This window comes from Legionella navarrensis (assembly GCF_052527415.1).
Genome location: NZ_JBNVZR010000009.1, coordinates 80,200 through 92,166, shown reverse-complemented (window position 1 = coordinate 92,166; position 11,967 = coordinate 80,200). Strand labels below are relative to the sequence as shown.

Genomic DNA, 11,967 nt, shown 5'->3' with positions numbered 1-11,967 from the left:
TGTGGTAAAAAGTCATGTCAGGCTGGTCGTGATACTGGCAGCCATCGTAGTCGGTATGTTTGGTTTTGGTTTTGCACTGGTTCCAATATACAACAGTCTGTGCCAGACGTTGGGTATAAATGGCAAAACCAATAAGGCTCCCATTGCCTACGATGCCAGCAAGGCGAAGGTAAACAAGGATCGCAATGTTGTTGTTGAGTTTGTTGCGACTAAAAACAGTAATCTGGACTGGGCTTTTTACCCGAAAACCAAACGGATAACGGTGCATCCGGGAGAAATTGCCCGCCTGGCTTTCTATGCTGAAAATCAGAGCAATCATCAGATGACCGTGCAGGCCATCCCCAGCATTACACCGGGAATCGCCGCAAAATATCTGAAAAAAACGGAGTGTTTTTGTTTTACCCAACAAACCTTAAATGGTCATGAAGCGATGGACATGCCCTTGCTGTTCCATCTTGATCCGGACTTACCGGCCGGAATCAAAACCATTACACTGGCGTATACGCTGTTTGATGTGACGGGTCGTTAAGCTTGCTGTCCGGCACGGATATTACTAACTGGAGAAAATAACATCATGGGAGCTCAAGGCACCTATTACATCCCCAAGCCCAGTCACTGGCCCCTGGTCGCGTCTATCGGTTTAACCACAACCCTGGTAGGTGCTGCGTCGTGGCTTCATCATGACTGGTATGGCCCTTACGTATTCACCCTGGGTCTGGCCATTCTCACCTTTATGATGTTTGGCTGGTTTGGTCAGGTGATTTATGAAAATGGCAAAGGCCTCTACGACCTTCAGGTCGATCGCTCGTTTCGCTGGGGCATGTGCTGGTTCATTTTTTCAGAAGTCTGTTTTTTTGGTGCGTTTTTTGGTGCCTTGTTTTTTGCGCGTTTCTGGTCGGTGCCTTTGCTGGGTGGCGAGATGCATCCCATCACCCATATCACGCTGTGGAATGATTTCAAGGCCGCCTGGCCGCTGTTGACCAATCCTGATAACCAGCAGTTTGTTGGCGCTCAGGAAGCTATGGGTGCCTGGGGACTGGCCGCGATCAACACGCTGATTCTGTTGACATCCGGTGTAACGATTACCTGGGCGCACTGGGCCCTGAAGATAAAAAAACAAAAGCAGCTACTGATTGGCATGGTGCTGACCATTCTGCTGGGTATCCTGTTTTTGAGTCTGCAGGCTTATGAGTACCATGAAGCGTATACGGAGCTGAATCTGACTCTGGACGCAGGTATTTATGGCACGACCTTCTTTATGCTGACCGGTTTCCACGGTCTGCACGTGACCATCGGTACCATCATGCTGATTGTGATCACCGTTCGCTGCAAACGCGGCCATTTTACCCCGGAACGTCATTTTGCCTTTGAAGCGGTTGCCTGGTACTGGCACTTTGTGGATGTGGTCTGGCTGTTCCTGTTTATCTTTGTTTACTGGTTATAGAAAACCTTATTCTGGGGAAGAATGCAGGTACTGTTGATTGATAGTCAATATAGGCCTGCCCCCTTGCCTTTACCGATTCGCCTTCCGTTACAGGAATGGTCATATGTACCATAATCAAATAAAGTGCCAGCGGTGAAATAACGCTCAACAGACCATAGGGCGACGATATGGCAAAAAAAGTGAATGAGCACCAGACAAGCCAGTCAAAAAAGCAATTGGGATGTCTGCTTAAACGCCATAATTTCTGATTGCAGACTTTTCCTGATGGGCTTTTTTTAAATTGTTGCAGCTGTAAGTCGGCCAGTGTTTCCATCGCCAGAGCAAAAGTAAATAAAATAAGGCCTGCCAATTCTATAAAGCTGATATTCTGTGCTGGATTTAACGAAATAAAATACCAGGATATCGAGACAACAAAGATAAATACTCCCTGTAATTGAAAATTAATAAAAAAACCGAGTGGCTTTTTAACAGTCCATGACTGGCTCAGGGCCATGTAGCGTTTATCGACATGTTTTTGCCTGATGCGCGTCCACCAGAGATAGCCGCCAAGGCGCAGGCCCCAGAGCACCAGAGCGGTTCCAAACACGACTGTGCGCACGGACACAGCGCTCTGGCTTAAATAAATAAGTCCGCTCAGGGTCAGACCTGAAGCCCAGCCTACATCAACAACCGATGGATTATTCGTTACCCGGTACCATACCCAGATAAGAAACATGTGAGCCGTTATTACTAAAAATACGATGAAAATAATCATGATTCAGGATCCTGCCGTAGTTTGTGTCCATATCCAATGTGTGTAGCACTGTTTCCATTTAATTTTGACATGTAAGTGTCATCTCCGCGCAGGCGGGGATCTATTCACCAGTGTCACATTATGCGCAAATCATGGCTGGTCCCACGCCTGCGCGGGGACGACAGATATCAAAATTAAATGGAACCCGTACTAACGTGTAACTGAAATTTATTTCTCATTCTTACTTGAAGTCAATAATACACTCCTTCATAGTAGGCTTTTTTAAAATTAAGGTATATGGATTTATGGCAAGATATTTAATTATCGCTGCGGGCAGCGCGATTGGTCAGTCAGTTGTTGAGCTACTGAAAAAACAGGGCCATGAGGTTTTGACGACTGCCCGGACAAAGGACAAAATCAACCCGGATTTTATACTTGATGCCTCTGACTTTAATGCAGTCGATAGCGTATTTGAGCAGGCTGGGTCTCTGGATGGTGTGGTTAACTGCGCGGGCTCATTATTACTTAAGAGTGCTCATGCAACAAATTTTGAAGAATTTCAAAAGACAATCAATGCGTCTTTGACTACGTCATTTGCAACGGTACGCGCCGCAGGCAAGAGAATGCCTCACGGCGGCTCAGTGGTTCTTATCGCCTCGGCCGCAGCCTTAACGGGGCTGGCTAATCACGATTGTATTGCTGCAGCCAAAGCTGGCGTTATTGGTCTGGCGCAATCAGCAGCGGCGACTTATGCGTCTTTCAATCTGCGGATTAACGTCGTAGCGCCAGGCATGGTGAGAACGCCCTTAACAGAACCCCTGTTGAAAAATGAACTGGCAGCTAAAGCATCTACTGCGATGCATGCTTTGGGGCGGATTGGCGAGCCCATGGATATCGCAAGGGCTGTCCTGTTTTTTCTTCAGCCTGAAAACAACTGGATTACGGGACAGGTCCTGGCGGTTGATGGGGGATTAAGCTCGATTCGTCCAAAGCTTAAACTGTAATTCATTTTCTTTCGGGATGCGCTGTGACGAAATTGTGTTTTATTCTCGGTGATCAGCTCAGTGAATCACTTGCCTCTCTTGCTGCAATCAACAGACATGATGACGTGGTTTTTCTTTGCGAAGTCAGGGAAGAGGCCACCTATGTTGCTCACCATCCTAAAAAAATTGCCTTTTTATTTTCGGCAATGCGCCATTTTGCAGCGCGATTAAACGAACTTGGTTATCGTGTGCGCTACACGCGATACGATGATGCTGCCAACACCGGCTCTTTTGAAAGCGAGCTGCGGCGGGCGGTTCAGGAAGAAAACATTTTAGAGGTACATATCGTTCACCCGGGTGAGTGGCGCGTGCTGCAAAAAATCATCACGCTCAAGGACGAATTGGCTATTCCTCTTTATCTTCATGAGGACACACGGTTTTTATGCTCGACAGATGAGTTTCATGCCTGGGCAAAAGATAAAAAGCAATTACGCATGGAATTTTTTTATCGAATGATGCGTCAAAAGCATAATCTGCTCATGGATGAGCGAGGGAGGCCCGTAGGGGGCGACTGGAACTACGATAAGCAGAACAGGAAAAACGCGAATCATATCACGGCATTTCCCGATCGCCTGACACACCCTCTGGATGAGATAGGCGCAGAGGTTTTAAACCTTGTGGAGAAGGAGTTTTCCAATCATTTTGGTCAATTGCGACCGTTTAATTTTGCGGTGACCCGTGAGCAGGCTCTGTATGAGGCTCATTATTTTATAGAGTATTGTCTGCCTTTTTTTGGTGATTACCAGGATGCCATGCGCGCCAATGAAGCCAGTTTATATCATGCGAAACTTTCCTTCTATCTGAATGCCGGGCTTCTACTGCCCTTAGAGTTATGTCACCTGGCAGAAGACGCGTTTAAACAGCATAAGGCGCCCTTGAACGCAGTGGAGGGCTTTATTCGTCAGATCTCAGGCTGGCGTGAGTATGTCAGGGGCATCTACTGGCTGTTTATGCCTGAGTATGGCGATAGAAATTTTTTTGAGGCGTCCAGGCCATTGCCCTCACTGTTCTGGGGAAAAGACACTCAGATGTTTTGTATGAAGGAAGTCGTTCGACAAACGCAGGTTGAGGCCTACTCGCACCATATCCAGCGTTTGATGATTACGGGTAATTTTGCTCTGCTGGCTGGTCTTAATCCCCAGGAGGTGTGTGAGTGGTATCTGGCTGTGTATGCTGATGCCTTCGAGTGGGTGGAGCTGCCCAACACACTGGGGATGGCGTTGTTTGCTGATGGAGGTTTAATGGCGAGCAAGCCTTATGCGGCCAGCGGCAACTACATTCATAAAATGAGCGATTTCTGTAAATCGTGCGCTTATAATCCTCGCGATGCTGTTGGTGAAAACGCCTGCCCGTTTAATTCACTTTATTGGAACTTTATAGATCAGCATCAAGACAGACTCAGAAGCAACCCTCGTCTTCATTACGCCTACCTCAACTGGGATAAAATGGATCAGCATAAGAAACAAAACATTCTCGCCAGGGCGGCTGACGTGCTGACCTCACTGGATGCCGGGAGCCTGTAAGACAGGGCTTCGCCATGGTGATTGAAATAAATCAGCCCGTGCTTCAGTGTTTCGAATCCCGTCATTTCCCCCTGAACCATTAACATTTATCGAGTATTTTTTAGAGTAAATATGCTACAATTTGTCGATAGATAAAAACGGCGGGGGTTGTATGTCTGTAGAAATTTTATCGCGAATCCAATTTGGTTTCAGCATTGGGTTTCACATTTTGTTTCCTACGCTGAACCTTGGTCTTGCGCTGTTTCTTGTCGTTATGGAAGCAACCTGGCTGAAAACCAAAAACCCCGTTTATCTGGAGATCTGTCGGTTCTGGACTAAAATTTTTGCCCTGACCTTTGGAATGGGGGTTGTTTCTGGAATTGTTCTGGCCTATCAGATTGGGACGAACTTTGGTCCCTTCATCACACAGTTTGGAAACGTCCTTGGCGCTTTATTTGCTTACGAGACCCTGACAGCCTTTTTTCTCGAGGCAGGTTTTCTGGGCGTGATGCTCTTTGGCTGGAAGCGGGTTCCACCACCGCTGCATTTTATGGCCACTCTTTTAGTTGCGATTGGTACCACGATTTCGGCATTCTGGATCATGTCGGCGAATTCCTGGATGCAGACACCCAGCGGCTATCAGTTCACCGAGGGTAAATACATTGTCGACAGCTGGTGGGCTGTCGTATTTAATCCGAGCTTTATCCCGCGCTTTATTCACATGCTCCTTGCCTCTTACGTAACGACCTCTTTTGTTGTCATGGCTGTTGCAGCTTATTTTTTAATAAAAGATAAATTTAACGTGATTGCCAGACGATGCCTTTCTTTTGCTGTGTGGGCAGCCCTGATTTTAGCGCCCCTGCAAATAGGCGTTGGCGATGTGGTGGGTATTAATGTGCATCACTTCCAGCCTTTAAAAACAGCGGCAATGGAAGGGGTCTGGCAGACACAAAAGGGAGCGCCCCTTGTGCTGTTTGCTATTCCATCGCAGGAACAGCAAAAGAATTTTTATGAAATCGCCATACCAAAACTCGCAAGCCTGATTAATACCCATGACTGGGATGGCGAGCTCGTCGGCCTGAGTTCGGTTCCCGTTGCTGAGCAACCTCACATGCTGCCGGTGTTTTTTTCCTTCCGTGTTATGGTCGGTATTGGAATTTTAATGCTCCTGACCGCTATTACGGGCGTTTTCCTGTATTTTAAAGGGACGCTGTATCAATCCCGCTGGTTTCATCGCTGGTGTCTTGCCATGGCGCCATTAGGCTTTGTTGCCAGTATCTCAGGATGGCTTACTGCTGAAATTGGTCGCCAGCCCTGGGTCGTCTATAATCTTTTAAAAACAAAGGATGCGGTGTCTTCTGTAGGTTATGAACAGGTGCTGATATCCTTCACGCTGCTGCTTATCGCTTATGGCGTTGTTTTTGGCTTTTACCTCTATTACCTGTTCAAGCTGATTCGTCAAGGGCCAGAGGCTCTGGTAGAGGATGAAACCGAGCATCATGCATTTCAATACATGACCGACATCCCCAGGGAGAAATCATAATGTTGCCACTCATTTTTGCGGTACTGCTGGGGTTTATTATCATCATGTACGTTATTTTGGATGGCTTTGATTTAGGCATTGGCATTCTCTTTCCCTTTACGGCCAATGAAACAGAGCGCGACACCATGATGAACTCCGTGGCACCCGTCTGGGACGGTAATGAGACCTGGCTCGTTTTCGGCGGGGCGATGCTCTATGGTGCCTTTCCCAAGGTATACGGGCTGCTGTTGCCCATTCTTTATATGCCCATCATGCTCATGCTTATCGCATTAATCTTTCGTGGCGTGAGTTTTGAGTTTCGTTTTAAGGCAAAAACAACAAAACCCATCTGGAATTGGACCTTCGCTATCAGCTCTGTCGCTGCCGCTTTCTTTCAGGGGGTTATTTTAGGTGCGTTTGTGCAGGGCTTTCCTATCGACGAATCGTCAATGACAATCAATCAGCCCGACTGGCTGACTCCTTTCAGTCTGTGTACAGGGATTGCCCTTGTCTGCGGATACGCACTGTTAGGCGCCACGTGGATGATCATAAAAAGCTCAGGAAGGCTTCAGCGTCACATGATTCATCATGCGCGGGGATTGTTAGTACTGGTGAGTTTATTTCTGATTTTTGTGAGTATTTGGACGCCCTTGCACAGTGATGAGATTTTTAATCGCTGGTACAGTTTTCCAAATATCCTGTTGCTGAGCCCCTTACCCCTGCTGACCGCCATCGCCATTTATCAGATTTGGAAAAACCTGAATACGGCGAGCGAGTACAAGCCCTTTATATACAGCATTGTGGTGTTTTTATGTGCTTACATAGGCATTGGCATCAGTGTTTTTCCCTATCTGATTCCGCATCAGGTGACTATCTGGGAGGCTGCCGCCCCTGATTCTACGCTGCTGTTTGTCCTCGTCGGCGTCGTGATCATGCTGCCCATACTCCTGGGCTATACGCTGTATGCCTACTATCTGTTTCGTGGGAAATCGTCAGGGCATTATCACTAGTACTGTTTCCATTTAGTTTTGATATGTGTCAATGCTCCTGATATGACGTAGGTTGGGCCTTGGCCCAACATGGAATTGGCACCTAAGCTCATTGTTGGGCCAAGGCCCAACCTACAGTTGATCACTTTATTTCATCATCTGCTGAAGCAGCTCTTCCAGGCTCTCTGCCGAGTCATAATGGATAACCAGTGATCCCTTGCCTCTTTTTCCCTGCTTTAGACTGATGCGGGTTCTGAGCATCTGCCCGAGCTGTTCGATATGTGACTCAATCACCGGCATGTGGCTTATATGTCTGGGTTCCGCTTCAGAACGGCCTTCCCGTACACGTTTCACCAGTTTTTCTGTTTCCCTGACCGACAGATTTTTAGCTACGATTAATGCCGCCACCTGTTGCTGCTGCTCCGGCTCCAGCATCAGCAGAGCGCGGGCATGGCCCATATCCAGATCACCGTATTCAAGGAAACGCATTACCGCTTCCGACAGTGACATGAGGCGCAGAAAATTACTGACCGCAGTACGTGATTTGCATAACAAATCTGCAATCTGCTGGTGTGTCAGTGAAAATTCATTTACCAGACGTGCCATGGCACGTGCCTGATCCATGGGATTCAGATCCTCGCGCTGCAGATTCTCAACCAGGGCCATGGCCATGGCTGTTTCATCGTCAACATTGCGTATAATAACCGGCGCGTCCGTAAGCCCCGCCAGTCGGCAGGCTCGCCAGCGTCGCTCTCCCGCGATGATTTCATAACGATCGCCAGCAATTGCGCGAATCACGATAGGCTGCAGCAGACCCTGCTGCTTGATCGATGCCGCCAGTTCCTGCAGCGATTCGTCGTCTATTAACGAGCGGGGCTGGTATTTTCCTGGCTGCAGCAAGTCAAGCGCCATGCTTTTGGCCTGTTCGGTACCCGCCGGTTCCGCAGCAGGAGATAATACGGGAGATAACAGCGTATTGGGGGTGCCCAGCAGGGCGGATAAATTACGACCTAAACCGTTACGTTTCATAGCAATGGCACAACCTCTGTCTTAACCGGTTACGGTTTGTTTATTAATAAGCTCAGCCGCAAGAACCATGTAGGCAGCCGCACCGGTGGACGATTTATCGTATTGCAGGGCTGGTATGCCATGGCTGGGTGCTTCGGCCAGACGCACATTACGCGGCACAACCGTACGATATACCTTGTCATTAAAATGCTGGAGCAGTTGCTTTGCCACTTCAGAGCACAGACGATTTCGCGCATCGTACATGGTGCGCAAAATACCCTCCAGCTCCAGACGTGGATTAACCGACGCCTTAACCTGTTCAATGGTTGTCAGCAGGGCGGCCAGTCCTTCCAGGGCAAAATATTCACACTGCATGGGAATAAGCACCGAATCGGCGGCTACCAGCGCGTTGATCGTCAGGGTGTTCAAGGCTGGCGGGCAATCGATAAAAATATAATCGTAACGGCTGTGGATAGGCTGCAGCGCCTTGAATAAAAAGGTTTCGCGATGATCCTGCTCCATCAGACTGACCTCAGCTACGGTCAAATCACCGTTGGCCGGAAGCAAATCGAAGCCGTAAGCGGTAGTCAGGCAGGCCTGTTCGGCCAGACAATCACGCAGAATCACATCATTACAGGTATGCACCAGGGTGTTTTTGTCTACACCACAGCCCATGGTGGCATTGCCTTGCGGATCCAGATCTATCAGCAGAACCTGAAATTTTTGTGCCGCAATGGACGCAGCCAGATTAATAGCAGTTGTGGTTTTGCCGACACCACCTTTTTGATTGGCAATTACGATGACTTTCGCCATGTTGGATTCCTTGTCAGGACAGGCCTGAATTGTCTATAGTCACACAGCAACGCTCGCCTTCAAGGCCAGGAACGGTATAGGTATGTACCTGCCAGGGGCGGTTAAGAGCATTGAGTTCGGTCTCGGGGTAGCGGCCTTTCATGGCCAGCCAGCGACCCTGACTGGCGAGCAGATGCCCGGTCCAGCTGAGCATTTGGCCGAGATCGCTGAACGCTCGACTTATTACTGTATCAAAACCCTGTTGCGGGCGATAGTTTTCTACACGTGTTTGTACAATTTCAATGTTGTGAATGTTTAAAACCCGTTTTACCTCCTGTAAAAAGCGGGTTTTTTTGCCATTGCTGTCCAGCAGAACAAACTGAAGGTGGGGGTGGCTGAGCGCCAGAGGAATGCCTGGCAGACCAGCACCGGTGCCCACATCGATGATTCGTGTACCCGACAGCCATGGGTGTATGGCCAGACTGTCGAGCAGGTGACGTGTCACCATATGCTGGACGTCGCGGATGGCGGTCAGATTATAGGCCTTGTTCCACTTTTCCAGTAGATACAGATACTGCATCAGGGGTTCGCAGGGTGTATCAAGCGCGATGGCCTGCAGACCGTCACGCAGGGACATCATGGCAGTGGATTGTTCGCTCATACGGTCGCTCGCATTTTTTTGACATGAATCAGCAACAGAGACAGAGCGGCCGGCGTCACGCCGGAAATACGCCCGGCCTGAGCCATGGTGACCGGCCTGATTTTACTGAGTTTCTGTATTACCTCGGTGGACAGACCCGGCACCTGCTGATAATCAATGTCTTCCGGTAACTGGGTTGCTTCGTGTTTACGCAGCCGATCAATATCCATTTGCTGGCGCTCAATATAACCGGCGTATTTGCTCTGGATATCGAGCTGCTCGGCTACGTCCGGGCTAAGCGCCGGCAGGCCCAGCGTTGTCACGGCCTGCAGGGTCTGATACGTCACTTCTGGTCGTTTCAGCATGTCCGACGCGCGACAATCCTGGGTCAGTGCCTTGTCGAGCACGGCCTGTAGAGCCTCGCTGTCGCTGACGCGAACGAAGGTACTGTGCAGCTGTGCCTGTGCTTCAGCAATGGCCTCGCGCTTTGCGCAAAAAGCCTGCCAGCGCGTATCGCCGACCAGACCCAGCTCGCGGCCTTTGCCGGTTAAACGTAAATCGGCATTGTCCTCGCGCAGGAGCAGGCGGTATTCTGCCCGTGATGTGAACATGCGATAGGGCTCCAGCGTCCCGGAGGTGATCAAATCGTCAATCAGTACGCCAATGTAGGCTTCGTCGCGACGTGGGCACCATAATTCTTTTTCCTGCACCTGGAGCGCGGCATTCATACCGGCTATCAGGCCCTGAGCCGCCGCTTCTTCGTAGCCGGTGGTGCCGTTGATCTGGCCGGCAAAAAAGAGGTTGGCCAGGGGTTTGGTCTGCAGGAAGCCTGTCAGGCCACGGGGATCGAAATAATCGTATTCGATGGCGTAACCTGGCCGGGTAATGTGGGCATTTTCAAAGCCGACGATGCTGCGTACAAACTGAACCTGGACGTCGAAAGGCAGGCTGGTTGAAATGCCGTTCGGGTACATTTCCGTGGTGGTCAGCCCTTCGGGTTCAACGAAAATCTGATGCGACAGTTTGTCGGCAAAACGTACAACCTTGTCCTCGATGGATGGGCAGTAACGTGGTCCAACACCTTCAATTACCCCGGCATACATCGGCGATTGATGCAGGTTGGCACGAATGATGTCGTGAGTCTGTTCGGTGGTCTGAGTAATGAAGCAGGGAACCTGTTCGGGGTGCATGGCCGTGGAGCCGATAAAGGAAAACACTGGAACGGGCGTATCACCGGGCTGTACGGTCATTTTGCTGTAATCAAGCGAGCGGCTGTCGATTCGCGGGGGCGTGCCGGTTTTCAGCCTGCCCACAGGCAGATTGAGTTCGCGCAGGCGGGCGGCAAGGGCAACGGCAGGTGGATCCCCGGCGCGGCCACCGGCGTATTGACCCATGCCGACGTGTATCTTGCCCGCCAGAAACGTGCCAACGGTTAAGACGATAGCCCTGGCACGGAATATCAGTCCCATCTGTGTTTTCACACCTGTGACCTGATCGCCTTCGACCAGAATGTCGTCCACAGCCTGTTGAAACAGGCTCAGATTAGGCTGCGTCTGCAGGGCATGGCGAATCGCCTGACGATACAGCACACGATCAGCCTGCGCCCGGGTTGCGCGAACGGCTGGTCCTTTCGACGAGTTGAGTGTGCGGAACTGAATGCCGGCCTGATCGGCGGCCAGAGCCATAACGCCGTCCAGAGCATCAATTTCCCGCACCAGATGGCCTTTGCCGATTCCGCCGATAGCCGGATTGCAGGACATTTGCCCGAGTAAATCGAGGTTATGAGTAAGTAACAGTGTCTGAGCGCCAAGGCGCGCTGCTGCCAGCGCCGCCTCCGTGCCAGCGTGACCGCCGCCGATGACAATGACGTCGTAGTGTTTTTCCAGATTCATGCCAGGGTGTGCCTCTTAAAATCGCGAGAGTAAAAAATTGCGCAACAAAAGTTGGAATTATACACATTTTTGGCTGGATTTATAAGATCCTTTTAATGAGGCAACAAGGCTGTCCCATCTTAATTTGAACTGAAATTAACCAGATGGCACGATCTGCTCCCTTCTCCCTTGAGGGAGAAGGGCTGGGGATGAGGGTGGTGGGTGTGGAACGGTCTCGAGTAAATCAAGAATGCCGTCCATCACACCCTGTATTTTTAAAATACCTCATGGTTCCATATTCACAAAACTCGATATCCACAGCTTTCCAAATGAACACAAGTGTCTCATTTCCCCAGCCGGCTTTTTTGCGTAATGCTTTCAATGCAATATTTTCAGGATCATTTAACACGCCAAAATGAGACT

Annotated in this window: 11 protein-coding genes; 6 read left to right on the top strand and 5 right to left on the bottom strand. The window is 49.7% G+C overall.

Translation table 11 applies throughout. The features are described from left to right. Position 1 precedes the first annotated feature (1 nt). Together ACQUTA_RS07155 and ACQUTA_RS07150 are read left to right on the top strand one after the other, a co-directional pair. Positions 2 to 529, top strand: coding sequence for a cytochrome c oxidase assembly protein (locus ACQUTA_RS07155; protein ID WP_444987544.1), 528 nt, complete (start codon positions 2 to 4; stop codon positions 527 to 529). A gap of 45 nt (positions 530 to 574) precedes the next feature. Continuing rightward, positions 575 to 1,444 carry a cytochrome c oxidase subunit 3 gene (locus ACQUTA_RS07150; protein WP_444987543.1) on the top strand — a complete coding sequence of 290 codons (870 nt, stop codon included), beginning with the start codon at positions 575 to 577 and terminating at the stop codon, positions 1,442 to 1,444. Here ACQUTA_RS07150 and ACQUTA_RS07145 read toward each other — a convergent pair. Continuing rightward, positions 1,422 to 2,198 (bottom strand): DUF1295 domain-containing protein, encoded by a 777-nt coding sequence (locus tag ACQUTA_RS07145; RefSeq protein ID WP_444987542.1) that lies wholly within the window; start codon positions 2,196 to 2,198, stop codon positions 1,422 to 1,424. The two genes, ACQUTA_RS07150 and ACQUTA_RS07145, sit on opposite strands and share 23 nt — an antisense overlap. A 284-nt stretch (positions 2,199 to 2,482) precedes the next feature. Here ACQUTA_RS07145 and ACQUTA_RS07140 point away from each other — a divergent pair, with 284 nt between their 5' ends. The 4 genes from ACQUTA_RS07140 to cydB all read left to right on the top strand — a co-directional run bounded on the left by ACQUTA_RS07140 (position 2,483) and on the right by cydB (position 7,254). Then, positions 2,483 to 3,181: an SDR family NAD(P)-dependent oxidoreductase gene (locus ACQUTA_RS07140; protein ID WP_444987540.1), complete on the top strand. Its 699-nt coding sequence runs from the start codon at positions 2,483 to 2,485 to the stop codon at positions 3,179 to 3,181. Positions 3,182 to 3,204: 23 nt separating this feature from the next. Continuing rightward, positions 3,205 to 4,743: a cryptochrome/photolyase family protein gene (locus ACQUTA_RS07135; protein ID WP_444987539.1), complete on the top strand. Its 1,539-nt coding sequence runs from the start codon at positions 3,205 to 3,207 to the stop codon at positions 4,741 to 4,743. A gap of 151 nt (positions 4,744 to 4,894) precedes the next feature. After that, complete coding sequence (locus ACQUTA_RS07130; protein ID WP_444987538.1) at positions 4,895 to 6,265, top strand: cytochrome ubiquinol oxidase subunit I; 1,371 nt, start codon at positions 4,895 to 4,897, stop codon at positions 6,263 to 6,265. Continuing rightward, a complete protein-coding gene (gene cydB / locus ACQUTA_RS07125; protein WP_444987537.1) occupies positions 6,265 to 7,254 on the top strand; it encodes a cytochrome d ubiquinol oxidase subunit II in 990 nt (329 codons plus the stop codon). Before ACQUTA_RS07130 ends, cydB begins: the two co-directional genes overlap by 1 nt. 126 nt (positions 7,255 to 7,380) lie before the next feature. Here the strand turns inward: cydB and ACQUTA_RS07120 are convergent, their stop codons facing one another. Genes ACQUTA_RS07120 through mnmG form a run of 4 tightly spaced genes read right to left on the bottom strand, consistent with a single transcriptional unit; the run spans position 7,381 to position 11,565 of the window. Then, complete coding sequence (locus ACQUTA_RS07120; RefSeq protein ID WP_444987558.1) at positions 7,381 to 8,268, bottom strand: ParB/RepB/Spo0J family partition protein; 888 nt, start codon at positions 8,266 to 8,268, stop codon at positions 7,381 to 7,383. A 15-nt stretch (positions 8,269 to 8,283) separates the two neighbouring features. Next, positions 8,284 to 9,054, bottom strand: coding sequence for a ParA family protein (locus ACQUTA_RS07115; RefSeq protein ID WP_444987536.1), 771 nt, complete (start codon positions 9,052 to 9,054; stop codon positions 8,284 to 8,286). 13 nt (positions 9,055 to 9,067) lie between these two features. Next, positions 9,068 to 9,694, bottom strand: a complete 627-nt coding sequence (rsmG, locus tag ACQUTA_RS07110; protein ID WP_444987535.1) for a 16S rRNA (guanine(527)-N(7))-methyltransferase RsmG — start codon at positions 9,692 to 9,694, stop codon at positions 9,068 to 9,070. Beyond that, a complete protein-coding gene (gene mnmG, locus ACQUTA_RS07105) occupies positions 9,691 to 11,565 on the bottom strand; it encodes a tRNA uridine-5-carboxymethylaminomethyl(34) synthesis enzyme MnmG (protein WP_444987534.1) in 1,875 nt (624 codons plus the stop codon). Before mnmG ends, rsmG begins: the two co-directional genes overlap by 4 nt. Between the last annotated feature and the right edge of the window lie 402 nt (positions 11,566 to 11,967).

Excerpts from the sequence above, each read along its gene's own strand:
- ACQUTA_RS07150 (WP_444987543.1), top strand. The coding sequence starts at position 575 with ATGGGAGCTCAAGGCACCTATTACATCCCCAAGCCCAGTCACTGGCCC.
- ACQUTA_RS07145 (WP_444987542.1), bottom strand. The coding sequence starts at position 2,198 with ATGATTATTTTCATCGTATTTTTAGTAATAACGGCTCACATGTTTCTT.
- ACQUTA_RS07140 (WP_444987540.1), top strand. The coding sequence starts at position 2,483 with ATGGCAAGATATTTAATTATCGCTGCGGGCAGCGCGATTGGTCAGTCA.
- ACQUTA_RS07130 (WP_444987538.1), top strand. The coding sequence starts at position 4,895 with ATGTCTGTAGAAATTTTATCGCGAATCCAATTTGGTTTCAGCATTGGG.
- cydB (WP_444987537.1), top strand. The coding sequence starts at position 6,265 with ATGTTGCCACTCATTTTTGCGGTACTGCTGGGGTTTATTATCATCATG.
- ACQUTA_RS07115 (WP_444987536.1), bottom strand. The coding sequence starts at position 9,054 with ATGGCGAAAGTCATCGTAATTGCCAATCAAAAAGGTGGTGTCGGCAAA.
- rsmG (WP_444987535.1), bottom strand. The coding sequence starts at position 9,694 with ATGAGCGAACAATCCACTGCCATGATGTCCCTGCGTGACGGTCTGCAG.
- mnmG (WP_444987534.1), bottom strand. The coding sequence starts at position 11,565 with ATGAATCTGGAAAAACACTACGACGTCATTGTCATCGGCGGCGGTCAC.